This is a genomic window from Labrys sp. LIt4 (genome assembly GCF_017813775.1).
Lineage (GTDB): Bacteria > Pseudomonadota > Alphaproteobacteria > Rhizobiales > Labraceae > Labrys > Labrys okinawensis_A.
Genome location: NZ_JAGIPY010000008.1, coordinates 109,018 through 132,437, shown reverse-complemented (window position 1 = coordinate 132,437; position 23,420 = coordinate 109,018). Strand labels below are relative to the sequence as shown.

Genomic DNA, 23,420 nt, shown 5'->3' with positions numbered 1-23,420 from the left:
GGATGGCTGTGACGACCGCAGGGCTGTTTCTTCGCTCCCTCAACGCTTAAAGGGGCGTGTGCTACAAGACCCTTTTGGTGACGATCGCATGGGTGTGTTCGACATCCCTGGCGGCATAGATAAGGGTGGCGGCCTTGTCGCCGATCAGGCGCCGGAGCGCGACGACAGCCTCCTCGTTGCGCGCGAGCTCGCTTTCGTAGCGAGCCTGAAACTCCTGCCATTTGGCCGGATCGTGACCGAACCATTGCCGCAGCGCCGGGCTCGGCGCCACATCCTTGGCCCAGACGTCGATATGCGCCTCTTGCCTGGACAGGCCCCGAGGCCACAGGCGATCGACCAGAACGCGCAGGCCGTCAGTGGAACCGGGCGGATCATAGGCGCGTTTCAATCCGATCGTCATGGCGGGTCCCGTCACCTTCCATTCTCATCTTCGGGGATTTGACCGCACGGATGATATTTCGATCTTCCATGGTTTTCACGCGGCCCCTTACTCTCTATACAGCGTGCCAACAGGATCGAGAACATGTCCGGAACGATACGCACTTCTGAGGAACTTGACCCGCGTCGCAGACGGATCGTCTACCGGGCCTGGCATCGCGGTTTTCGCGAGATGGACCTCATCATGGGCAACTTCTGCGATGCCGTCATCGTGGAGCTGTCGGAACAAGAGGTCGCCGATTTCGAGACCCTCATCGATGCTCCCGATCACGAGCTCTACGCCTGGATCAGGAGTGCGGAGCCGGTGCCGGCCGAATTCGATACGCCCGTGTTCCGGCGGCTGCGCGATTACCATTTCACCATGAAGCCGATGTTTGCATGAAAGCCGCCGATCGACTCGCCGAAGTTCTGAATCGCCCCGGCGGACAACTCTTTTTCTCCAATTGCGCCGATGGCCAGGATGGCCTCGTCCTGGCCGACCTGGCACGCAAGCTGGTTGCTCAGGCCCGCGAGCGGCCGGCCGCCCTCCTGCATGTTGCCCGCGACGGCACACGCTCCGCTACCTTGGAAGCGGCCCTCCAGTTCTACGCGCCCGATATCGACGTGATCAGTTTTCCGGCATGGGACTGCCAGCCCTATGACAGGGTTTCCCCCAATGCCACCGTCGTCGCCCGGCGCATGACCGCGCTGTCGCGGCTGGCGACCACGAGGGGCGGGGACAGGCCCCGCATCGTGCTCACCACCGTCAATGCCGTGCTGCAGCGCGTGCCGTCCCGCGATCTCATCGCCGCTCAGTCGCTTTCGGCGGCTCCGGGCAATGCGGTCAACATGGACCGGCTGTCGGCGTGGCTGGAGCACAATGGCTATCTGCGCTCCTCGACGGTGCGGGAGACCGGCGAATATGCGGTGCGCGGCGGCATCCTCGATCTCTACCCGCCTGGCCTTGCCATTCCGGTGCGTCTCGACTTCTTCGGCGACACGCTGGAATCCATTCGCAGCTTCGACGTCGAGACACAGCGCTCCCAGACCCAGTTGCGCATGCTCGACCTCGTGCCGATGAGCGAAGTCCAGCTTACCACCGAGACGATCAAGCGCTTCCGCCAGGCCTATCTTGCTGAATTCGGCGCCCAGACACGCGGCGACCCGCTCTATGAGGCGATCTCCGAAGGCCGGCGCTATGTCGGCCTCGAACATTGGCTGCCGCTATTCCACGCCAAGCTCGACACGCTGTTCGACTATCTGCCCGAGGTCCCCGTCGCGCTCGATGCACTGGCCGAGGATGCGGCCGGCGAAAGACTGGCGCAGATCAAGGACTATTACGACGCCCGCCGCGACGTGCTGGGCAAGCCCGGCGAGAACGTGCCCTATAAGCCGCTGCCGCCGGATCGCCTCTACATCGCGCCCGAGGAATGGCGCCGCAGGCTCGACGAGGCGGCCCTGGCCCGTCTGACGCCTTTCGCGTCGCCTGCGGCGCCCGGCCGCGAAATCGTCGATTGCGGCGGCCGGCAGGGCCATAATTTCGCAGCCGAACGCGCTGCCGAGGACGCCAACGTCTTCGACGCCGTCGTCCGCCACATTCGTGCCCTGCAGGCCAATGGCCAACGAGTCATCGTGGCGGGCTGGACCGACGGCTCGCGCGAAAGGCTCGGCGCAGTGCTTGCCGATCACGGCCTTACCCAAGCCAAGCCGGTTCCCGACTTCGCCCGTGCCCTGGCCTTGCCGAAAAGCGAGATCGCCCTCGGCGTATTGCCGCTGGAGACGGGCTTCGAGACTGCCGACCTGGCCATCATCTCCGAGCAGGACGTTCTCGGCGACCGTCTGGTGCGCCGCACGTCCAAGCGCAAGCGTGCCCAGAATTTCCTGACCGAGATCGGCACGCTCTCGCCCGGCGACATCGTCGTGCATGTCGAGCACGGTATCGGGCGCTTCGTCGGCCTGCAGACGGTGACCGCCGTGGGCGCGCCGCATGACTGCCTCGAAATCCACTATGCGGGCGGCGACAAGCTGTTCCTGCCGGTGGAGAACCTGGAGCTGCTGTCCCGCTACGGCTCGGAAGACGCCGAAGCCCAGCTCGACAAGCTTGGCGGCCGCGGCTGGCAGGAACGCAAGGCGCGCATGAAGAAGCGCATCCGCGAAATGGCGGGTGAGCTGATCAAGATCGCCGCCGCACGCGCACTGCGCGAGGCGCCGAAGCTGATCCCCGCGCAGGGCATCTATGACGAGTTCGCCGCGCGCTTCCCCTATAGCGAGACCGAGGACCAGCAATTCGCCATCGACTCGGTGCTCGAGGATCTCGCTTCCGGCCGTCCGATGGATCGCCTTGTCTGCGGCGACGTCGGCTTCGGCAAGACGGAAGTGGCCCTGCGCGCCGCCTTTGCCTGCGCGATGACGGGCAGGCAGGTTGCCGTCGTGGTGCCCACCACGCTGCTCGCGCGCCAGCACGCCAAGACCTTCGCCGACCGCTTCAAGGGACTTCCCGTCAAGGTCGCGCAGCTCTCCCGCTTCGTGCCGGCGGACGAGGCCCGCAAGACCAAGGCAGGCCTGGTCTCCGGCGATGTCGATATCGTGGTCGGCACCCATGCCCTGCTGGCCAAGACCATCGCCTTCCGCGATCTCGGCCTGCTCATCATCGACGAGGAACAGCATTTCGGCGTGGCCCACAAGGAGCGCCTCAAGCAGCTGCGCTCCGAGGTGCATGTGCTCACCCTCTCGGCGACGCCGATCCCGCGCACCTTGCAGCTCGCCCTCACGGGCGTGCGCGAATTGTCGATCATCGCCACGCCGCCCGTCGACCGCCTGGCGGTGCGCACCTTCGTCACGCCGTTCGATCCGGTGGTGCTGCGCGAGGCGCTGATGCGCGAGCGCTATCGAGGCGGCCAGAGTTTCTTCGTGGTGCCGCGCATCGAGGACATCGCGGACGCCAAGGCCTTCCTCGACGAATATGCGCCGGAGGCCAAGGTCGCCATCGGCCACGGCCAGATGGCTGCCGGCCAGCTGGAAGACGTGATGACGGCCTTCTATGAAGGCAAATACGACATCCTGCTTTCGACGACGATCGTCGAATCCGGCCTCGACATTCCTACCGCCAACACGTTGATCGTCTGGCGGGCCGATATGTTCGGCCTCGCTCAGCTCTACCAGCTGCGCGGGCGTGTCGGACGTTCGAAGACAAGGGCCTATGCCCTGTTCACCCTGCCGGCCAACCGCACGATCACGCCGGGCGCCGAGCGCCGGCTCAAGGTGCTGCAGTCGCTGGACACGCTGGGCGCGGGCTTCCAGCTCGCCTCGCACGATCTCGACATTCGCGGCGCCGGCAACCTGCTCGGCGACGAACAGTCCGGCCATATCAAGGAAGTCGGCTACGAGCTCTACCAGCAGATGCTGGAAGAGGCGGTCGCCGCTCTCAAGGAGGGCGGCGTCGAAACCGAGGTCGAGGAACAATGGTCGCCGCAGATCACCATCGGCACGCCGGTGATGATCCCCGAGGATTATGTGCCGGACCTGACGCTTCGCCTCAGCCTCTATCGCCGCCTGTCGTCGCTGGATACCGATGCCGAGATCGATGCTTTCGGTGCCGAGCTGACCGATCGTTTCGGCGAGCGGCCCGCCGAAGTCGACCAGCTTCTCAAGCTGATGTCGATCAAGGCCCTGTGCCGGCGCGCCAATGTCGAGAAGGTCGATGCCGGGCCGAAGGGCGTGGTGGTCTCCTTCCGAGACAATGCCTTCGCCAATCCGGACGGACTGGTTCGCTACATTGCCGAGCAGGGCTCTTTCGCCAAGGTCCGCCCCGACATGCGCATCGTGTTCCAGCGCGATTTCGACAAGCCCGACGATCGGCTCAAGGGCACGGCCGTCATTCTCAAGAATCTCGCTCGCATCGCCGAGACGAAGAAAGCCGCCTGATCGGACACAACGATGGCAACATCCTCCCTCTCTTCCGTCGAAACCCCGTTCGTCCAGGTCGATCTGGATATTGCCGAACGCAACATCGTGCGGCTCCAGGCCTATTGCGACGAACACGGCCTCAAGCTGCGGCCGCATATCAAGACGCATAAACTGCCGCGCCTGGCCCGCTTCCAGGTCGAGCAGGGCGCGGTCGGCATCACCTGCCAGAAACTGTCGGAGGCGGATGCCATGACCGACGGCACCGGGCTCGAGGATGTGCTGATCACCTATAATCTGGTGGGGGAGGCCAAGCGCGAGCGCCTGAGGGCTCTTTCCAAACGCATCCGTCTCAGCGTCGTGGCCGACAGCGCCGCCGTGGTCGACGAACTGGCGGCTGCCATGAAGGGGACGGGGCGCAAATTGACCGTGCTGGTCGAGTGCGACACCGGAGCCCGGCGCTGCGGGGTTCCCACGCCCGAGGCGGCGGCGGAACTGGCAAACCGCATCGCCGCGTCATCCGAGCTCACTTTCGGCGGCCTGATGACCTATCCGCCGGTCGGTGGAACGGAAGCTGTCCAGGTTTTCATGCAAAGAGCGAAATCTCTGATCGAAGCTTTTGGAATCCCTGTCGAAACGATCACGAGCGGTGGATCGCCCGACATGTGGCGGGCGCATGAGGCGCCCATCGTTACCGAATACCGGCCCGGCACCTATGTCTATAATGACCGTTCCCTCGTCACCCGCGGCGTCTGTGGCTTTGATGACTGCGCCCTCAACGTGGTCGCCACGGTGGTGTCGGTGCCGGATCCGCACAGGGCCATCATCGATGCCGGCTCGAAGGTGCTGACCTCCGACCTGCTCGGCCTGACGGGGCATGGGCATGTCCTCGGCCGCCCGGATATCGCGATCGACCAGCTCTCCGAAGAGCATGGCAGGCTGGTCACCGAACAGCCGATCAACCTGTCAGTGGGCGACCGGGTACGCATCGTGCCCAATCACGCCTGTGTCGTCGCCAATATGCTGGATTTCGTAGTCCTCTGCCGCGGCGAGACCCTCATCGGCCCCGAACCTGTCGCAGCGCGCGGCCGGGTTTGGTGAACGGCATGTTTTAAGCACGAAATGGAGGTCGATCTCCCGGGTTCCATCGAGAGATGGAGCGGGATCGACCACCTTTGAAACGTCGAACGACGCGGTCGATCCGGAGATCGACCCTCCACGTCTTCGATCCACCATCAGGCCGCGCCTGCGAGCGGCTGGCTGGATTTTGAGGTGCCGAGGCCCTGTCCGCGCTCATGGAATTGAGCGGTTTCCTGCCCTTCCATGGGCTTGCCATAGCGCGCGCCCGTGACTTCGACGAGGCTGACGCCCCCCTCCGTGTATCCTGAAGCGGGATAGGAGGTCGATACCCACCCGTCCGCTGCGAGGGGATAGGAAGCCTCCCTTTCGCTGACGTCGAAACCCACACCCGACACCTGCTGGCCGCGCAGGGCGAGATAGCCGCTTTCCTCGATCCCAGCCTCCGCAAGCGGCGGGGCAGCGTCATCCTGGGACGAAACCAGGGCTTCGAGCCCGAACCCGCCATCTTCCAGCGCCCGCATCGGCACGATGCCGATCTCGCCGAGCACGGCGAAATGAGGAGTGGGGCAGGGAGCATCCCCCGGAATGACGGCGGCATGCGGGCCCCTGGCGAGGCCGGCGACCTTCTCGAGCTTGCGGCTGTCGAACAGGCCATCGACGAGGCCCGCACGCAATACCGTATCGGGCAGCAGGGCATGGGTAACGCCATGCATCGTCATCTGAACGGCAAACACCGTCGCATCGAAAGCCTGGTGCAAAATGAGCTGGCAGCCCGTGCTGAGCCATGACACCAGGCCGCCGGCAAGCCCAGCCAGGCCCGAGGGGGCCATTGGGCACAGCAGGCGCGAAGTCCGCGACAAGCCGAGTTCGGCCACCAGAACGGAGGAGGCCGCCTGCCATTGGCGATGATTGCGGGCGACGGCGAAATCCCCGTCCGGTCCCCGGTCGATCGTCATGATCGCCAGGCTTTCCTCGGGACGTTCCCGCCGCGACAGACGGGTGATCACGCCCGTGCGCGGATAGCCGATGCAGTCCTCGAAAGAAACGGTACCTCCCGGCAGATCCGCACCGAAGGCTCCGATGAAGCGAATATCGGCAATGGATTCATCGACGAGATGACGCAGCGGCCGAAGGGATTGAACATCGCCCATCCGACGCGCCGCCAGGATCGCCTTGGCGTTCAAACGCTCGGCGACGCCGACGATTTCGGCCGGCGAGAAATCGATCGGAACGATCACCGCCACCAGACCTGCCCGTATGCAACCGAGCAGCGCGATCAACGTATCCGTCACGTTGAGCCCCTGCACGCAGACCAGAGCCTCGCTCGGCAGCCCCATCTCGAAAAAGCGGCCGGCAACCGCGGAAACGGCGGCATCGACCTGGTTCCAGGTCAGCCGGCGGGGTGCGCCGTCGGCCCAGAGCGGGCGGTCCGGTGCATCGACCAGGGCCAGCGTATCGCCGCCGCGCTGGGCACTGATGCGCAGCAACTGGTCGAGGGTAGAGGGAGCGGGGGCAATCCTGGGCGTGATGTCTGACGTCATGGGGCCTCAGGCGTATTCACGGGGCACGAATCAGATCCAGACGAGTCTAACGCTGGATGACGGCAAAGCCATAGCCGGTTTGTCGGTCCGGGTCGTCCCGCCCGCGATCACCATCCACACCTTGAGCGGATACCATCCGCATGCCCATGCAGGCGGGAGATCTTGGACATCAAAGCATTTGGCCTGCCTCGCCGGGCGATCCATAATCGCGGACATGATTCCCGGTCAGAAATTCCTCACGCTCCTGCGCGACATCGCCGCCGACAAGCGCCTCGCCTTCATGCTGTTGCTCGGCTTCAGTTCGGGCCTGCCCTTCCTGCTGGTGTTCTCGACGCAATCGGCCAGGCTCCGCGAGGTCGGGATAACGCGCACCGACATCGGCCTGATGTTCTATGCGACGCTGTTCTACAGCATCAAATTCCTCTGGGCTCCCTTGCTCGAGCGCTTCGACCCGCCGGTGCTGGGACGGATGATGGGCCGATGGCGCGGTTGGTTGCTGATTACCCAGCTGGGCGTCATCCTGGGCCTGTTCGGCCTTGCCGGCAGCAATCCGGCAAGTTCGCTGGGAATGACGATATTTTGGACGACCGTCACGGCCTTCTTCGCTGCCAGTCAGGACGTGGTGATCGACGGCTGGCGTATCAATGTCATCCCGCGAGACCGACAAGGCATCATGCTGGCGGTTTCTCAGCTCGGCTATCGCGTTGGCATCTTGTGCGCAGGCGCCGGCGCCCTTTATCTGGCCGAATATTTCGACTGGCACGCGGCTTACGGCACGATGGCAGGATTGATGCTCATCGGCATCCTGGCCGCCTTGTTCGCGCCTGACCCGCCGCCCGTAGAGAAGGAAGCCGCGTCGCACTCCGCCGGCTCGGCGAGTAAGTCTGACAAGGCTGCTGCAACGCGTCCCCCATCCGGGCGGCCCGATTGGCTGATCGCCTATAAGGAAGCGCTGAGCGACCTGTTCCTGCGTCGAGGCTGGATCCTCGTACCGATCATGCTGCTCATCGCACTTTATCGTCTGCCGGACTTCCTGGCTGGCGTGATGTCCAATCCCCTCTATATAGATCTCGGCTTCTCCAAAGCCGAGATCGCGAATATTTCGAAGATCTATGGCTTCGCCATCGGCCTTACGGCGCCGTTCGTCGGCGGCTTATGCATCTGGCGCTTCGGCTTGATGCCCTCACTGCTCTTCGGCGGCATAGCTGCAGCCACGTCGCATTTGAGCATGGCCCTTTTGGCAGCCAAGGGGGCGGATTCGACCTATCTTGCCCTGGCGGTGAGCGTCGAGAGCTTTGCGGGTGGCTTTGCGGGAACGGCCCTGATGGCCTACATGTCCTCGCTGACATCGCCCGCCTTTGCCGCCAGCCAATACGCCCTGCTGAGTTCTCTCTATGCCCTGCCTGGCAAGTTGCTGGCGGGCATGTCGGGCAAGATGGTCGATCTGTTTGGCTATCCGGTGTTTTTCTCGGCAACGTCCACCATCGGCTTGCCGGTTGCGATCCTCTGCCTGATCGTCTGGCGCTCGGCCGACAAGGAGGACCCCGCCCAATCCAAGGAGGAACAGGACCAGGCCTCGCTGGCGGGCGAGGGAGGGCGGCGTTGAGGTATCGGGAAAACGAATCGCCGCCGGGAAAGGGCGCGATGTTTCGCTCCAGGCAATTTTCGCAACGACGAGGCCGGATATAGCGGGGCTGGTCACGTTTTCTTCAATTTGTCATGCACAAGCTGCGCCACCGTCGCCATAGGTCGTTTTCGAGGCTGGAAACCAGTGCCCGCTTCGTTTATGGACCTTTCCCGAAATCGTCATCTTGGCGCCTTCGCCGGCGATGAGAGACATTCAGCCCCATCGGTGCGTTGCCAAGCCGCGCTTGCCCGGCGCGTTGCGGCGGCGGACTTAGGATCCAAGGATTTTGCATGATGTCGTTCCGCCTCCTTGCGACTGCAGCTGTTGCGGCGCTCAGCCTTGCGGTGACGCCCGCTTTGGCACAGGAAACGCCCGCCAAGCCGGCCGCACCCGCCACGAAGCCGAAGGCACCTGCAGCCAAGCCGGCGCAAAAGCCCGCAGCGGCCGCGCCCGCGGCAGCCGCGGCCGCCGCTGAACCGGTTCCGGGCCTGGAAGGCGCAACCACCCCCGCGATCTCCAGCTCCCAGCCGGACTGGGTGAAGCTGTGCCAGACCGATCAGGCCAAGAAGGAGATCTGCCTGACCCGCCGTGACCTGCGGTCCGACACCGGGCAGACGATGATGACGGCCATCCTCATGCAGAACGTCACCGACAAGAAGCAGATCCTGCGCCTCGTCCTGCCGGTCGGCGCCCTGATCCAGCCCGGCGTCGGTCTCTATCTCGACAATGCCGCCTTCACCAGCGGCAAATATGCCGTCTGCTCTCCCGAGGGCTGCCTGGTCGAACTGCCGATCGACGAAGCGCAGCTCAAGGCCCTCCGCAGTTCCAAGACCCTGGCGATCGCCTTCAAGACCCCCAACCAGGGCGTCCAGCTGCCCCTGGGCACGGAAGGCTTCGCCAAGGCACTCGACAACAAGCCGCTCGATCCCCAGTCGATCGTCGACGAGCAGAAGAAGCTGCAGCAGCAGCTGCAGGACGCCGCCGAGAAGGCGCGCCAGCAGCTCAATGCCAATCCGGCGCCTGCTCAATAAGACCGCCCAGGAACAGGAATCCAGATTATGCGAAACTCTCTGATCGCTGGCGCTGCGGCAGCCTTGATCCTGTCGGCCGGTACCGCGCTGGCCCAGCAACAGCCCCAGCCAGCTGGCCAGCAGCCCGAATTGCCCAAATTCGACCAGCCGGAATGGACCAAGATCTGCGCAAAGACCCCTGACGGCAAGGACACCTGCCAGACCGTGCGTGATCTTCTGGCGCCAACGGCCGCCTGGATGATGACGGCACAGGTCGGCCAGGAAAAGGGCGGCAAGCCCAAGCTCACCGTGATCATTCCGGCCGGCGTGGTGCTGCCGCTCGGAGCCCGCGTTCTCGTCGACGACCAGACCATCGACACGGCGAAATATCGCATCTGCACGGGACCGAGCTGCATCGCCGACATGCCCTTGACCGACGCCAATGTGGCGAGCCTCAAGAAGGGCAAGAAGCTGAAGGTGCAGGCGATCACCTTCCAGGGCCAGCCCATTGCGTTGGAGATCGGCCTGGATGGCCTCGGCAAGGCGCTCGACGCCGAAGGCATCGACCAGGCCGGCTATGCCGCCAAGCAGAAGGCCTATGGCGAGAAACTGCAGGCGATTTTCCAGCCCTTGATCGATGCCCAGCGCAAGCAGCAGCAACAGCAGGGCGGTGCCGCCCCCGCGGCACCGGCAGCGCCCGCAGCGCCTGCGCAATGAAATGAAAAGGCCGACCTTCGGGTCGGCCTTTTCATATTGGAACGTGCTGCCTCTCGCCAATTCGCAGAAGGCACCGATACGCTTGCCGGACCCGAGGGTCCATCAGTGACGCGTCCCGGGTTTCAGCCGGTAGCCGCCATCGTCATCACGGTCGAAGAGTTCCTCGATCTGCGTGTTCCGAACCGGCCTGCCGCTATCATCGATCACCAGATTTTGCTCGGAGACATAGGCGACATATTCAGTCTCCTCATTCTCCGCAAACAGATGATAGAAGGGCTGGTCTTTCGAAGGACGCACATCTTCCGGGATGGACTGCCACCATTCTTCCGTATTGGCGAATTCCGGATCGACATCGAAGATGACGCCCCGGAATGGATAGATGCGGTGGCGCACCACTTGACCGATAAAGAACTTTGCTTCCCGCGCTTTATTCATACGCCGTTCAATCGTCATCTGTGCTCGGAAAGCTTGCATAGTGACGCTTGCAAACCGAGCGATACCGAAGCTCGCCGCAACCGGACGAACCTGCTATCCTGTGATCAGGATAGCAGTATTATCGTCAAAGTCGCTCCATATTTCATTAATTTCTCGCAGGGGGAGGGCGGATGATGCTGCACACCGTCATCCCCAGCGCCGATGTGCCCACATCCATTGTTCGGGATGCTCGCGGATCCACTGCTCGAACAGGGCGTGAATTCTGCGCGTGGCCTCGGCAATGTCGGCGTCACGATCGGCTGTACGCGGCACGGCGATGATCTCGGTCTCGATATAGAAATGCACGCCGCCTGTGCGCACGCAACGCGCAGCGACCAGTTCGGCATCGTTGCTGCGGGCCAGCAGGGCCGGAAAAGGCGTTGTGGGGGCAGGGCGGCCAAAAAACGGGACCACGACGCCTCGGCGGTCGCGTAGATCCGCCAGCAATGCAACCGAACCGCCTTCGCGTACGATACGCATAAGCTTGCGCGCAATGTCGCCGCCCTTGGCGAACAGGCCGCGCGGATAGCGGTCGCGTCGGGCCAGCATGACATAGTCGTCGACCTTGGGATTCTTCATGCGCTGATAGACGCCGGCAGCCTTGATGCCGCGAGCCAGGGTCGGATAAATCACCAATTCCCAATTGCCGGTATGCATCGAGACGAAGACGCTGCCCCTGCCCGAGGCCTTCACCGCATCCAGTTGTGGTCCCGTGCGGTCATCGATGCGGCCGGCACGGATGATGCGTTCACTGATCAGTGCTTCTGCGAAAGTCCGGCCGAGTTGCATCCACATGGCGCGGGCGATCGCCTCGATCTCGGCGCGCGATTTTTCGGGATAGGCGGCTGCGAGATGACGCAGAGCGCGCTCGTGACGGCGTAGATGGGGCGCGATCAGCCGCCAGATCGCTCCCATGAGCCAGGAACCGAAGTCGATGGGCAATATGTGTAACAGGCCGGCGAGGCCGCGCAATGCACTGTATTCTAAGGCATATTTGATCCGCCGCATGCGGCGTCGCCACCCCTTTTCGTCCGTGCCGCCCGCCACGATGCCTTCCGGTGTCCATGCGATTTGTTCGTACCGTCGACCATTGATACCAGAAGCGGCTGGAATTCAATGCTCGGCTGCGCGCGCAAGCCCCTGCCGCATCATGACCCGTCGCAGGGGACCGACCCGCTCGAGGGCATAGAGCCCCAGGCCTCGCAGGCCCTGCAGCGGAAAATGACCGGACAACAAGGAACGATTCAGGAGATCGACTGCCGAGTGACGGGTTCCGATATCGAGCCGCCTCGCTTTGGCATAGGCTTCGAGCACGCTGGCATCCCCGGGATCGCCGGCTGCCTCCAAGGCTCTGGCCAGTGCCGCGATGTCGCGCAGCGTGAGGTTGAAGCCTTGCGCTCCGATCGGCGGCAGCACATGCGCGGCCTCGCCGATCAGCGCGACCCGACCGGCCGCCTGTGTCGCCGCCACGATCGCACTCATCGGCCAGAAGGAGCGTCGGCCGTCGACCTCGACATGGCCGAGCAATGCGTGGCTCTGGATTTCGATGGCCCGGGCCAGGGCGGCATCGTCCAACACACGCAACTCCTCGGCCTTTTGGGGAGAAACCACCCATACGAGACTGGCCCGCTGCCCCGGCAGCGGCACCAGGGTAAACGGGCCGGATTCGGTGTGGAACTCGGTGGAGATGTCGCGATGCGTGCGGCCGACCTTCAGATTGAGGGCCAGTGCCACCTGCGGATAGTCATGGCTTCGCGTCTCGATCCCGGCGGCTTGCCGCACGAGGGAGGCGCGTCCGTCGGCAGCAATTGTGAGATCGGCCGTAAGGTCGGGCTGTCCGTCGAGCTTGAGAACGAGCCCGTTTGGCCCCTGATCGGCGGCCAGCACCCGCACGGGCAGATGTTCGACACCGGCATCCTGCACGTGGGCCTGCAGGATCTGGGTCAGAGCGCCATTGGGGATGTTCCAGCCAAAGGCTTCCAGGCCGATCTCCTCGGCCTTGAAAGCGATGGGGCGGGCGCGCAGGAGCCTCTGGGTCGCATCGACGATGGACATCACCCGCAGCGGCGCGGCCTCGGGATGGTCGGCAATCCGAATGCCCGCCTTTGCCAGGGCCTGGACGCTACCATCGAGCAAAGCCGTGGTGCGGGTATCGCCGGCATTGCCGGGCGGGCCCACTAGGGTGATCCTGTGCCCTTTTGCGGCCAGGATCAGGGCACAGGCCAAGCCTGCGAGCCCAGCCCCTACCACGACGATCGGACGATGATTTGATTCACGATTGGCTGGCATGATGGTCAATGGAATTAACGCCCCTTGAAGCGGGCGTCACCTGATTTCGGCATGCCGCATGCCACGTGCAATTGCACCGGATCGCGTGAATTTGGTATTATCGGGCAGAACGGACATCGACGATGAAGAGTTTTGTCATCGGGCTATTCCTGGCGGCCGTCGTGCTGGTGCCACCGTTGCATGCGGAGCCGTTCACCACCGCCGCACCGATCGCCCTGGTGATCGAAACAGGTTCGGGCACGGTTCTGCTGGACAAGAATGCCGACAAGCCGGTCGAGCCTGCCGCCATGGCCAAGATCATGACCGTTGCCGTCGTCGCCGAAGCTCTACGGAAGGGCCAGGTTTCGCGGGATACCGAATACCTGATTTCGGAGGATATCTGGCGCAAGGGCGGCGCTCCCTCTGGCAGCGCCACCATGTTCGCCGCCGTGAGAAGCCGGGTGCGGGTCGATGATCTCTTGCGCGGGGTGATGGTCCAGGCCGCCAATGATGCCTGCCTTGCGCTGTCGGAAGGCCTCACGGGCCAGCTCGAGGGGCTGGTGCCACGGATGAACACGCTGGCCGCCGAAATCGGATTGCAGCATACGCAGTTCCGTAACGTCACCGGGTTCGCCGATCCGGCCCAATTGACCACGGCGCGGGACCTCGCCCGGCTGCTGGGCTGGCTCCGCCGGAACGAGCCGGACATCTATGCCATCTACCGGGAGCGCGACTTTACCTGGAACAAGATCCGGCAGACCAATCGCAATCCGTTGCTCACCCAGGGGCTTGGGGTGGATGGCGGCGTCACGGGTGCATCCGACACGGCGGGCTATGGCGTGGTCGTTTCCGCGGTTCACGGCGACCAGCATTTCATCATGGTGCTGCACGGCCTTCAATCGAATGCCGAACGGGCGAGCGAAGCCAAGCGTGTCCTCGAATGGGCCGAAAATTCGTTCCGCCCGCGCCTCGTCTTCACCAAGGGCGAGATCGTGGGAGAAGCCTCCGTCTTTGGGGGAACGGCCAATACCGTGCCGGTGGTGACGGATCGTGATGTTTCCATGCTGGTGGACAGCAGCGGCACGGAAAGACTCAGCGCCAAATTGCTCTATGACGGGCCTCTCGAAGCGCCGGTACGGAAAAATTCCGCCGTCGGCCGGCTCCAGATCCTGCGCGAGGGACAGGTTTCGCTCGAAATTCCCTTGTATGCCGCCGCCGATGTGCTGGTCGGCAGTCTTCCCCAACGCGCATTCGGTGCTATCTACGAGCTTGGCATCGGATTGATACAGGGTGGGCACGACAAGCGATGAAGGGCCGGTTCATAACGTTCGAAGGCGGCGAGGGGGTGGGCAAGTCCACCCAGATCCGCCGGCTGGCGGCATCCTTGAACGCCCTCGGCGTCCAAACCGTGCTGACGCGCGAACCCGGCGGCTCGCCGCATGCGGAGGAATTGCGCGAGGTGCTGCTTTCCGGCGGCGCCAAGCATTTCGGTCCCTTCGCAGAAACCATCCTGTTCTATGCGGCGCGCGACGATCATCTCAACACGACGATCAGGCCGGCTTTGGCCAAGGGATCGTGGGTCCTGTGCGATCGCTTCATGGATTCGACCCGCGCCTATCAGGGCGTGCTGGGCGAGGTCGAGCCCGCCCTGATCCGCTCGATCGAACGCGTGGTGGTCGGCTCTACCGTGCCCGATCTCACACTCATTCTCGACATGCCGGCCCGTGACGGGCTCGCCAGGGTCCGCTCCCGCGGTACGGCTATCGATCGCTTCGAAGGCGAGAGCCTGATTTTCCACGAGAAGCTGCGCGAGGCTTTTCTGGCGATCGCCGAATTCGAACCCTGCCGCTGCGCCGTCATCGACGCCTCCGCCTCGCAGGATGAGGTTGCCTCGGCGATTCTCGGCGTCGTGCGAAAGAGGCTCGATCTCGATGCGACACGGGTGCCGGCATGAGCGAACGCCTCGAAAGCGACATGCTGGCCGACAGCCCGCATCCGCGCGAAACCATGACGCTGATCGGCCAGGACAGAGCAGAGCAAGCCTTGCTCGCCGCCTACCGTTCGGGCCGCATCCATCATGCCTGGCTGCTGGGTGGCCCCGAAGGCATCGGCAAGGCGACGCTGGCCTATCGCATGGCCAAATTCGTGCTGACCCATCCCGATCCTCAGCATCTCGATGGGGCAACGAGCCTCGCGGTCGCAGCCGACGCCACCGCCGCGCGCCAGATCGTGTCGCAATCCCATGTCGATCTTGCGGTGCTGCGTCGCCTCCCCAACGACAAGACCAAGGGATTCTACGCCAATATTCGCGTCGACGATGTCCGCAATGTCGTGCGCTTCCTCGGCTCGACAGCCGGGGCAGGGGGGTGGCGCATCGCCATCATCGATTCTGCCGAGGATTTGGCACGCGAGGGTGCCAACGCGCTGCTCAAAGTATTGGAGGAGCCGCCGCCGCGTGTGCTTTTCCTGATGATCTCGCATCAACCCGCCCGCCTTCTGCCGACCATTCGCTCACGCTGCCGGCTGCTCACGCTCGATCCTCTCGGTGAAGCGGACGTGCTCAGAGCCGCCGCGCAGGCGCGTCCGGACCTTTCCGAGGAAACGCTGGCGGCGGGCGCCGCCCTGGCACAGGGCAGCGTCAGGCGTGCCTTGACCCTGGCGGACGGGGAGGGGGTGTCCTTGCACCGTTCCCTCACCGAGCTGCTGGCCAAACTGCCGCGGATCGACGTGGCCGCGGCCCATGCTCTCGCCGATCGCTGCGCCAACAAGGCGGGTGACGAGAACTTCGCCCTCCTGCTCGACTTCCTTGACGAATGGCTGCACCAGCGCCTGCTGGCTGCGCGCGGCGAACCCGTGGCCCGCCTTGCACGCTGGGCTGAGGTATGGGAGAAGGCCCGTCATGCTGCGCGTGACGTCGAGGCCTATAATCTCGACCGCAAACCTTTCGTGCTCGCGACCCTCGGCTTGCTGGCAGAAGCTTCCGCAGCCTAAAGCGTGTTGCGATAGGACATAATCGCGTCGGCTCGCGAAACACTCCTGGCGTTTTCGGCGAAAAGTCTCCCAACTTTCCCTGAAAATGCTCTACATCAGAAATCCCTGATGCGCGGCCTGACTGGCGGTGTCGCGCATCGTTGTCAGGAAAAGCGTCATCGATGGCCGAGAAAGACACCTATTACATCACCACGGCGATCTCCTATCCCAATGGCAAGCCCCATATCGGACATGCCTATGAGCTGATCGCGACCGACGCCATCGCCCGTTTCAAACGGCTCGACGGGAATGATGTGTTCTTCCTGACGGGCACCGACGAGCATGGCCAGAAGATGCTGCAGACGGCGGCCAAGCAGGGTACCACGGCCCAGGCCCTGGCGGACCAGAACTCGGAGTATTTCCGTGAGATGGCCCGGGTGCTGAATGCCTCGAACGATGATTTCATCCGCACCAGCGAAGAGCGGCATCATCGCGCCTGCCAGGAGATCTGGCGACGGATGGAAGCGGCCGGCGACATTTATCTGTCGAAATATTCGGGCTGGTACTCGGTGCGCGACGAGGCCTTCTTCGACGAGAAGGACCTGGCGCTCAATTCCGATGGCTCGCGCACGGTGATCGAGACCGGAGCCAAGGTGGAATGGGTGGAGGAGGAGAGTTATTTCTTCCGCCTCTCCGCCTATCAGGACCGCCTGCTGAAGCATTATGAGAGCCATCCCGGCTTCATCGGCCCGGACGAACGCCGCAACGAGATCCTGAGTTTCGTGCGCTCGGGCCTGCGCGATCTTTCGATCAGCCGCACCACTTTCGACTGGGGCGTACCGGTTCCCGGCAATCCCAAGCACGTCATGTATGTGTGGGTCGACGCCCTCACCAATTATCTGACGGCGACAGGCTTTCCGGAGGCCGATACCGACCGTTCGAAATTCTGGCCGGCCAGCGTGCACATCATCGGCAAGGACATCGTGCGCTTTCACACGGTCTACTGGCCTGCTTTCCTGATGTCTGCCGGCCTGCCCCTGCCGCATCGCGTCTTCGGCCATGGCTTCCTGTTCAACCGCGGCGAGAAGATGTCGAAATCGGTCGGCAACGTGATCGATCCGTTCACGCTTGCCGAGCACTACGGCGTCGACCAGCTGCGCTATTTCTTCCTGCGCGAGGTTCCCTTCGGCCAGGACGGCAATTATTCGCATGAGGCCATCGTCAACCGCATCAACGCCGATCTCGCCAATGATTTCGGCAATCTTGCCAATCGCTGCCTGAAGATGATCGCGGCCAATTGCGGCGGCAAGGTACCGAGCCCCGGCGACCTCCTGCCGTCCGACGAGCAATTGCTGAAGGCGGCCGACAATCTGGTCTGGCAGGCGCGCGACGCCATCTTCAATTTTGCCCTCCACACGATCTTGGCCGATCTGTGGAGCGTGGTGGGCGAAGCGAACCGCTATTTCGCGGCCGAGGAACCCTGGAAGCTGAAGACCAGCAACCCGGCCCGCATGGAAACCGTGCTCTATGTCACCGCCGAGGTGGTTCGCCAGGTCGCCATCCTGGCCCAGCCGGTCATCCCGGCGGGCGCGGCGCGCCTGCTCGATCAGTTGGGTGTGCCGGAAGACGCGCGCGACTTCGACCATCTCGGCATTGACGGCCGCCTGTCGCCCGACGTCGAGCTGCCGGCGCCGGCAGCGGTCTTCCCCCGCTATGTCGAAGCGCCCGATGGCGCGGGCAAGGCCTGAGACGAGCAAGGTAAGCCATGCTGATCGATAGCCATTGCCATCTCGATTTCCCCGATCTTCAGGCCGAGATCGACGATGTTGTTGCGCGCGCCCGCGAGGCGGGGATCGGGCGCATGATCACCATCTCGACCCGCATCCGGCAATTCGAGAAGATCAAGGCGCTGATCGAGCGCTATGACGATGTCTTCGGTTCGATCGGCACGCATTGCCTGCACGCCCACGAAGAGGACGACATTCCGCTCGACGCGATCCTGGAACTCGCCGCTCACCCCAAAGTGGTGGCGATCGGCGAGGCCGGGCTCGACTATCACTATGACTACGCCCCGCGCGACGTGCAGGCGCGCGGCTTTCGCAAGCATATAGCCGCGGCCCGGCTCACCGGCTTGCCATTGGTGATCCATGCCCGCCAGGCCGACCAGGACATCGGCGACATTCTCGAGGAAGAAATGGAGAAGGGCGCCTTCACCGCTGTCCTCCATTGCTATTCGTCGGGCCCCGAACTGGCGCGCCGGGGGCTCGCGCTTGGTTTCTACGTGTCTTTCTCCGGCATCCTCACCTTCAAATCGGCGGAGGAGATCCGGGACATCGCCCGCTTCGTCCCGCATGACCGTCTGCTGGTGGAAACGGATGCGCCTTACCTCGCGCCCATGCCGTTCCGCGGCAAGCGCAACGAACCCGCCTATGTAACCAATACTGCGCGGGTTCTGGCTGAGACCATCGGTCTCAGCGAGAGCGAGGTGGCGAGGCAGACCAGCGAGAACGCCTTCCGTCTCTTTGGCAAAATGCCTCGTCCCGACGGCATCCGGGCGGCAGCCTGACGCCGATGAAGTTGACTGCGACCTTATTGGGCTGCGGCTCCTCCGGTGGCGTTCCCCGTGTCGGGTTCGGCTGGGGCAGCTGCGATCCCCTCGAACCCCGCAACCGGCGCCGGCGTTGCGCTCTGCTACTGGAACAGGATGGGGCCGAGGGCGGCCGTACTACGGTGCTGATCGACACCGGCGCCGATATGCGCCAGCAATTGCTTGATGCCGAGGTCAAGGCGGTCGATGGGGTGCTCTATACCCATGATCACGCCGACCATACCCACGGCATCGATGATCTGCGCGTGCTGGCGCTCTATCAGCGCAGCCTCGTTGACGTCTATGCCGACCGGCGCACCGCCTCCTTGCTTCGGTCCCGCTTCGACTATTGCTTCGAGACGCCGCCGGGCTCGTCCTATCCGCCCATCCTCACGCTCAACACGATCACGGTCGGGCAGGCCGTGACGATCGGAGGCGCCGGCGGTTCGATCACGGCCCTGCCGTTCGAGCAGGACCACGGAGATATCCAATCCCTCGGCTTTCGCATCGGGAACCTCGCTTATTCCAGCGATGTCAACGGATTGTCGAAAGAGAGCGAAGCTTTGCTGCAGGGACTGGACGTCTGGATCGTCGACGCTCTCCGCCCCACGCCGCATCCCAGCCATTGGTCACTGCCGGAAACGCTGGCCTGGATCGAAAAACTGAAACCGCGCCGCGCCATCCTGACCAACATGCACACGGACATGGATTATCAGACCCTCAGACGCACCTTGCCGGCGGGCGTCGAGCCGGGTCACGACGGCTTGCGTATCGACCTGATGCGGCCGGAAGCAAAACGCCTCTAAACCGAAACGCTGCTTTGCTCCCAGCTTTTTGGTTCGACGCGTCCTTGCGATTGCTGACGTGGGTGCCAACGCGCCAGGCGCTCTGGAACAAACCGACCGAAAAGCACAAAATGTGACATTAATGTTCATGCTGTTTCAATTGCTTATGTGATAGATTCCTCTTTCTTGTCATGAAGAGGATTCGTCCTAAGGAATTATTCGGTTGGCTGGTCAGCACGTTTTTCTCAATCTTCTCGCCGGTGTCGCCCTTCTGATCTGGTCCACCCGTCTGGTAAAGACGGGCATCATGCGGGCCTTCGGCGAGCGATTGCGCGGCGTGATTTCGCGAGCGACCTCCAATCGTTTTTCGGCCTGCCTGGCCGGGGCAGGGGTGGCAGCGGCTCTGCAGAGTTCGACGGGCTCGACCCTGCTGGTGATGTCCTTCGTCGAGCGGGGGTTCCTCACGCTCGCCATGGCCCTGGCCGTGTTGCTCGGCAGCAATGTCGGCACCACGATCGTGGTCCAGGCTCTGTCCTTCGATCTTTCCGCCCTGATGCCGGTCCTGATTATCGCCGGCGTGGCCTCGTTCATGCTCGGGCGCTCGTCCGTGTCGCAGAATGTCGGCCGGGCCATGATCGGCCTTGGCCTGATGATCCTGTCACTGCATCTGGTTGTGGGAATTGCCGATCCGATCCGCCAAAGCGAGATCATGACGCTGATCTTCGAACGTCTCAACGGCCAGCCCTGGGCCGCGCTGCTGATCGGCGCGGCGCTGGCGTGGCTCGTGCATTCGAGCGTGGCGATCCTGCTTCTGGTGATGTCGCTCGCCGGGGCAGGAGTCGTGGGCATTCCGCTCGGATTTGCCCTGGTCCTGGGCGCCAATATCGGCTCGGGGCTCGCACCTCTGGGCTTGTCCCTGGCCGCGCCGATCGAAGTCCGACGTGCTTTGCTCGGCAATCTCGGCACCCGCTTGGTCGGGGCCGTGGTGCTCTTGCCGCTGATCGGCTTCATCCAGCCTTGGCTGGCGCAGTTGGAGGCCTCGGGAGCCCGCCAGATCGCCAACTTCCATGTCGGCTTCAATCTACTGCTTCTGATCGTTTTCCTGCCCTTCATCGGCCAGACCGCACGCCTGCTCGAAAGGCTGGTGAGGGCACCGGAAGCGCCGATCGGCGAGCGCCCATCGCCCGTGCTCGACGAGGGGGATTTCGACAGTCCTTCGGTCGCGCTGGTCGCGGCCTCCCGCGAGGTGATCCGGCTGGCCGAACTGGTTGAGATCATGCTGCGGGAATCGATCATAACCTTCGAGGAACAGGACGATTCCAGGCGCAAGCAGATCAGCCAGCTTGATTACCAGGTCGACCGGCTACAGGAGAACATCAAGCTCTATCTGACCCGGCTGACGCGGACGCCGCTGGACAAGGATATGAGCCGGAAGGCGTTCGAGCTTATCCTGTTCACCACCAATCTGGAGCATGTCGGCGACATTCTCGACAAGACCCTGCTGGAACTGGCGGCCAAGAAGCAGCGGCTCAATCTGAGCTTCTCGAGCGAGGGCTGGGCTGAAATCAAGGCCATGCATCGCGAAGTGGTGGCGCAGATGCGCCTCGCCATCACGGTGTTCATGACGCAGGATCCCGTCATGGCCCGGCAATTGGTGGTGGCCAAGGACCATATCCGCAATTTCGAACGCTCGGCGGCCGAGAGTCACCTCAACCGCCTGCGCGCCGGCACGCTGGCTTCGATCGAGACCAGCTCGCTGCATATGGACGTCATCCGCGACCTCAAGCGCATCGTCGCCCATTTGACGGCCGTGGCTTATCCGATCCTTGAGGCTGCTGGCGAGCTCTCGACGTCACGCCTCAAGGATGCCGGATAAAATCTAGCTTCACCAATGTGATAAATAGAATTTTTCGAGCGATTGATCAGCTACAGCGGATTGGGATCACCCCGGCGCAGCAGTGAGATCCCGCACCACCTCAAGGAGCACGCTCGCACCGGCGATCAGGTCGGCATCCGGCGTGAACTCCTTGGGATTGTGGCTAATGCCAGCGGCCTCCGCGTTCGCCATCTGCACATCCTCGGGGGTGAGACCGACGAGATCCCGATAGCGCTCGGGGTCGGTGGCGCCTTCGCTGTTGATCACCAGGACGCGGGCATCCGCGTCCAGGCCGAGAGCCTGACGCATGGCATCGTCGCGAGTAGCCCGGAGCAAACCGGCAAGACCGGCCGCGCCGCTCTCGCCGGCGACAATGGCGGGATCACCCGGCAGGGGGTGAGCCATGTCGTTCATCGCCGCGATCGCTTGCCCGTCGTCAACCGTCATGAAGCCGTCGGCCACACGCGCCAGGATCCGCCATGCGACCTGCGAGGGTTCGTAACATTCCAGCATCGCCATCACCGTGGGCGCTCCATGGCTGACCTTTACCGGGCGGCCGGCCTTTGCACTGGCGAAGACACAGGCCGAGAGAGCGGGCTCGACCACCACCAGCTTCGGTCGCCGGGCTTCGAGGACGAGTTCGGCATGACCGCCGAGCGCGGCGGCGACGCCTCCGACGCCGGCCTGGACGAATAAATGGGTTGGCGGCTCGCGCATCTGCAGCAAGGCTTCGCGCAGGATGGTGGTATAGCCCTGCATCACCAGGCTCGGAATGCGCTCATATCCCTCCCAGGACGTATCCGAGACAATGGTCCAGCCGCGGGTCTGGCTGACACGCGCAGCCTCGGCCACGGAGTCGTCATAAGTGCCGTTCACCCGCACGATGTCGGCCCCGAAGGCGGCGATCGCCTCCACGCGCCCCTGGCTCACGCCGCCATGTACGAAAATTACGGCTTTCGCTCCGACGAACCGCGCTCCCTGCGCCACGGAACGACCATGATTGCCATCGGTCGCGCAGGCGAAGATCATCCCCGCGGCAGCCGATCTGACCTCGGCAGAGCCGATTTCACTGTAATCGACCTGTCTCCCCAGCTGCCGGCTGGCCTCTTCGATCACAAGCCGGACCACGGCATAGGCCCCGCCAAGAGCCTTGAAACTACAAAGGCCTAGACGCTGTCCCTCATCTTTTACAAAGAGATTGCGGATGCCGATCCGCGCCGCGAGGGCCGGCAGCGAGAGCAGGGGAGTTGGGCGGTGATCGGCACGTACGGCCAGGAAGCGCCCGACCTCGTCTGCACCGGCGCTTCCCAACATGGCAGCGTCCTCGGCAGGCAGCGGAGAGCGGTAGTGAGGACCGGAATTGGCGAGAAACATCTTGATCTCCATTGTCGCGATGCAATCCTATTGCGCAGTGCATGATAAAAGCGCTCTGATTGGAGACAGTTGGCGCAATTTTGTATCGTCAGGTCTTCATGTCCCGCATTTCCGGCTCATCCCTCGAACTGGATGGCTTCGACGTTGCCATTCTGGCCATCCTGCAACGTGACAACCGGACGCCCCAGCGCAAGATTGCCGAGGCCATTCATCTATCGGCGCCGGCCGTGCAACGCCGCATCCACCGCCTGGAGGCGAGTGGCATCATTGCCGCGAATGTCGCCTTGCTCGACCCGGCAAAGATTGGACAGCCCCTGACCATCGTCGTGAACGTCGACCTGGAGCGTGAACACAGCGCCTTGATCGATGAAGCCAAAAAGGCATTTCTAGCCGAAACCAGCGTACAGCAATGCTACTATGTCGCCGGGGAAACGGATTTCGTGCTGATCTTGAACGTGCCGTCGATGGCCGATTACGAGGCCCTGACGCGGAAGCTGTTCTTCGCCAGCGACAACATCAAACGCTTCCGGACTTTCGTCGTGATGGATCGGGTCAAGACCGGCACCAGCCTGTCCCTGGACGGAGTTCCAGGGTCCACCACACAATCACGCCCGAATAAATAGAGTTAGAAAAATCAATCAATATGTTGATTTATAATAATATTTTTATATTCTTAAACACGAGAATCGTCGCTTTCATGACCAAGATTTCATATTGCTGGCCTTGAAGCCGCCCGGTTCTTGGCACCACATCCGGCCGTGCTGATCGATCGAATCCCGAGGTGGAGCGTC

The 23,420-nt window shown here is 63.2% G+C and carries 20 protein-coding genes; 14 read left to right on the top strand and 6 right to left on the bottom strand.

Translation table 11 applies throughout. From position 1 onward, the window contains the following. Positions 1–61: 61 nt before the first annotated feature. On the bottom strand, positions 62–400 hold the full coding sequence (locus J8I29_RS16580; RefSeq protein ID WP_209432607.1) for a DUF488 family protein: 339 nt from the start codon (positions 398–400) through the stop codon (positions 62–64). Positions 401–523: 123 nt separating this feature from the next. On the opposite strand from J8I29_RS16580, the gene J8I29_RS16575 reads away from it, so the two are divergent. The 3 genes from J8I29_RS16575 to J8I29_RS16565 are packed head-to-tail and all read left to right on the top strand — an operon-like array spanning position 524 to position 5,421. After that, positions 524–820, top strand: coding sequence for a succinate dehydrogenase assembly factor 2 (locus tag J8I29_RS16575; protein WP_209432499.1), 297 nt, complete (start codon positions 524–526; stop codon positions 818–820). Next, complete coding sequence (gene mfd, locus J8I29_RS16570) at positions 817–4,341, top strand: transcription-repair coupling factor (protein ID WP_209432498.1); 3,525 nt, start codon at positions 817–819, stop codon at positions 4,339–4,341. The genes J8I29_RS16575 and mfd overlap by 4 nt, the downstream gene beginning before the upstream one ends. 12 nt (positions 4,342–4,353) lie before the next feature. Then, entirely contained in the window at positions 4,354–5,421 is a 1,068-nt protein-coding gene (locus J8I29_RS16565) for a D-TA family PLP-dependent enzyme (protein ID WP_209432497.1), read from the top strand. A 134-nt stretch (positions 5,422–5,555) separates the two neighbouring features. On the opposite strand, the gene J8I29_RS16560 is transcribed toward J8I29_RS16565, so the two are convergent. Beyond that, a complete protein-coding gene (locus J8I29_RS16560) occupies positions 5,556–6,941 on the bottom strand; it encodes a class I adenylate-forming enzyme family protein (protein WP_209432496.1) in 1,386 nt (461 codons plus the stop codon). 214 nt (positions 6,942–7,155) lie between these two features. Here J8I29_RS16560 and J8I29_RS16555 point away from each other — a divergent pair, with 214 nt between their 5' ends. The 3 genes from J8I29_RS16555 to J8I29_RS16545 all read left to right on the top strand — a co-directional run bounded on the left by J8I29_RS16555 (position 7,156) and on the right by J8I29_RS16545 (position 10,295). After that, positions 7,156–8,547, top strand: a complete 1,392-nt coding sequence (locus J8I29_RS16555; RefSeq protein ID WP_245197074.1) for an MFS transporter — start codon at positions 7,156–7,158, stop codon at positions 8,545–8,547. A gap of 314 nt (positions 8,548–8,861) precedes the next feature. Further along, positions 8,862–9,599, top strand: coding sequence for an invasion associated locus B family protein (locus J8I29_RS16550; RefSeq protein ID WP_209432495.1), 738 nt, complete (start codon positions 8,862–8,864; stop codon positions 9,597–9,599). Positions 9,600–9,626: 27 nt separating this feature from the next. Next, entirely contained in the window at positions 9,627–10,295 is a 669-nt protein-coding gene (locus J8I29_RS16545) for an invasion associated locus B family protein (protein WP_209432494.1), read from the top strand. A gap of 102 nt (positions 10,296–10,397) precedes the next feature. On the opposite strand, the gene hspQ is transcribed toward J8I29_RS16545, so the two are convergent. The 3 genes from hspQ to J8I29_RS16530 all read right to left on the bottom strand — a co-directional run bounded on the left by hspQ (position 10,398) and on the right by J8I29_RS16530 (position 13,058). Beyond that, positions 10,398–10,748 carry a heat shock protein HspQ gene (gene hspQ, locus J8I29_RS16540; protein WP_245197071.1) on the bottom strand — a complete coding sequence of 117 codons (351 nt, stop codon included), beginning with the start codon at positions 10,746–10,748 and terminating at the stop codon, positions 10,398–10,400. 168 nt (positions 10,749–10,916) lie between these two features. Next, complete coding sequence (locus J8I29_RS16535) at positions 10,917–11,816, bottom strand: lipid A biosynthesis acyltransferase (protein ID WP_209432493.1); 900 nt, start codon at positions 11,814–11,816, stop codon at positions 10,917–10,919. Between the two features lie 66 nt (positions 11,817–11,882). Then, a complete protein-coding gene (locus J8I29_RS16530) occupies positions 11,883–13,058 on the bottom strand; it encodes a UbiH/UbiF family hydroxylase (RefSeq protein ID WP_209432605.1) in 1,176 nt (391 codons plus the stop codon). 122 nt (positions 13,059–13,180) lie between these two features. On the opposite strand from J8I29_RS16530, the gene J8I29_RS16525 reads away from it, so the two are divergent. From J8I29_RS16525 to J8I29_RS16495, 7 genes are all read left to right on the top strand, one after another. Beyond that, on the top strand, positions 13,181–14,347 hold the full coding sequence (locus tag J8I29_RS16525) for a D-alanyl-D-alanine carboxypeptidase family protein (protein ID WP_209432492.1): 1,167 nt from the start codon (positions 13,181–13,183) through the stop codon (positions 14,345–14,347). Further along, the gene (tmk, locus tag J8I29_RS16520) at positions 14,344–14,991 is read left to right on the top strand and encodes a dTMP kinase (protein ID WP_209432491.1); all 648 of its coding nucleotides are present in this window, start codon (positions 14,344–14,346) and stop codon (positions 14,989–14,991) included. The genes J8I29_RS16525 and tmk overlap by 4 nt, the downstream gene beginning before the upstream one ends. Beyond that, positions 14,988–16,028, top strand: a complete 1,041-nt coding sequence (locus J8I29_RS16515) for a DNA polymerase III subunit delta' (protein ID WP_209432490.1) — start codon at positions 14,988–14,990, stop codon at positions 16,026–16,028. Before tmk ends, J8I29_RS16515 begins: the two co-directional genes overlap by 4 nt. 161 nt (positions 16,029–16,189) lie before the next feature. Next, positions 16,190–17,755 carry a methionine--tRNA ligase gene (gene metG, locus J8I29_RS16510; RefSeq protein WP_209432489.1) on the top strand — a complete coding sequence of 522 codons (1,566 nt, stop codon included), beginning with the start codon at positions 16,190–16,192 and terminating at the stop codon, positions 17,753–17,755. A 17-nt stretch (positions 17,756–17,772) separates the two neighbouring features. Next, complete coding sequence (locus J8I29_RS16505; protein ID WP_209432488.1) at positions 17,773–18,573, top strand: TatD family hydrolase; 801 nt, start codon at positions 17,773–17,775, stop codon at positions 18,571–18,573. Between the two features lie 5 nt (positions 18,574–18,578). Next, complete coding sequence (locus J8I29_RS16500; protein ID WP_209432487.1) at positions 18,579–19,400, top strand: MBL fold metallo-hydrolase; 822 nt, start codon at positions 18,579–18,581, stop codon at positions 19,398–19,400. Between the two features lie 202 nt (positions 19,401–19,602). Continuing rightward, positions 19,603–21,255 carry a Na/Pi cotransporter family protein gene (locus J8I29_RS16495; RefSeq protein WP_209432486.1) on the top strand — a complete coding sequence of 551 codons (1,653 nt, stop codon included), beginning with the start codon at positions 19,603–19,605 and terminating at the stop codon, positions 21,253–21,255. A 66-nt stretch (positions 21,256–21,321) separates the two neighbouring features. Here J8I29_RS16495 and J8I29_RS16490 read toward each other — a convergent pair whose 3' ends face one another. Then, the gene (locus tag J8I29_RS16490; protein WP_209432485.1) at positions 21,322–22,629 is read right to left on the bottom strand and encodes a diaminopropionate ammonia-lyase; all 1,308 of its coding nucleotides are present in this window, start codon (positions 22,627–22,629) and stop codon (positions 21,322–21,324) included. A 98-nt stretch (positions 22,630–22,727) separates the two neighbouring features. Here J8I29_RS16490 and J8I29_RS16485 point away from each other — a divergent pair, with 98 nt between their 5' ends. After that, complete coding sequence (locus J8I29_RS16485) at positions 22,728–23,252, top strand: Lrp/AsnC family transcriptional regulator (protein WP_209432484.1); 525 nt, start codon at positions 22,728–22,730, stop codon at positions 23,250–23,252. The last annotated feature ends 168 nt before the right edge of the window (positions 23,253–23,420 follow it).

Coding starts and splice junctions, on each gene's coding strand:
- mfd (WP_209432498.1), top strand. CDS start 817: ATGAAAGCCGCCGATCGACTCGCCGAAGTTCTGAATCGCCCCGGCGGA.
- J8I29_RS16525 (WP_209432492.1), top strand. CDS start 13,181: ATGAAGAGTTTTGTCATCGGGCTATTCCTGGCGGCCGTCGTGCTGGTG.
- J8I29_RS16530 (WP_209432605.1), bottom strand. CDS start 13,058: ATGCCAGCCAATCGTGAATCAAATCATCGTCCGATCGTCGTGGTAGGG.
- J8I29_RS16490 (WP_209432485.1), bottom strand. CDS start 22,629: ATGTTTCTCGCCAATTCCGGTCCTCACTACCGCTCTCCGCTGCCTGCC.
- metG (WP_209432489.1), top strand. CDS start 16,190: ATGGCCGAGAAAGACACCTATTACATCACCACGGCGATCTCCTATCCC.
- J8I29_RS16485 (WP_209432484.1), top strand. CDS start 22,728: ATGTCCCGCATTTCCGGCTCATCCCTCGAACTGGATGGCTTCGACGTT.
- hspQ (WP_245197071.1), bottom strand. CDS start 10,748: ATGACGATTGAACGGCGTATGAATAAAGCGCGGGAAGCAAAGTTCTTT.
- J8I29_RS16545 (WP_209432494.1), top strand. CDS start 9,627: ATGCGAAACTCTCTGATCGCTGGCGCTGCGGCAGCCTTGATCCTGTCG.
- J8I29_RS16500 (WP_209432487.1), top strand. CDS start 18,579: ATGAAGTTGACTGCGACCTTATTGGGCTGCGGCTCCTCCGGTGGCGTT.
- J8I29_RS16565 (WP_209432497.1), top strand. CDS start 4,354: ATGGCAACATCCTCCCTCTCTTCCGTCGAAACCCCGTTCGTCCAGGTC.
- J8I29_RS16550 (WP_209432495.1), top strand. CDS start 8,862: ATGTCGTTCCGCCTCCTTGCGACTGCAGCTGTTGCGGCGCTCAGCCTT.
- J8I29_RS16505 (WP_209432488.1), top strand. CDS start 17,773: ATGCTGATCGATAGCCATTGCCATCTCGATTTCCCCGATCTTCAGGCC.
- tmk (WP_209432491.1), top strand. CDS start 14,344: ATGAAGGGCCGGTTCATAACGTTCGAAGGCGGCGAGGGGGTGGGCAAG.
- J8I29_RS16555 (WP_245197074.1), top strand. CDS start 7,156: ATGATTCCCGGTCAGAAATTCCTCACGCTCCTGCGCGACATCGCCGCC.
- J8I29_RS16580 (WP_209432607.1), bottom strand. CDS start 400: ATGACGATCGGATTGAAACGCGCCTATGATCCGCCCGGTTCCACTGAC.
- J8I29_RS16515 (WP_209432490.1), top strand. CDS start 14,988: ATGAGCGAACGCCTCGAAAGCGACATGCTGGCCGACAGCCCGCATCCG.
- J8I29_RS16575 (WP_209432499.1), top strand. CDS start 524: ATGTCCGGAACGATACGCACTTCTGAGGAACTTGACCCGCGTCGCAGA.
- J8I29_RS16560 (WP_209432496.1), bottom strand. CDS start 6,941: ATGACGTCAGACATCACGCCCAGGATTGCCCCCGCTCCCTCTACCCTC.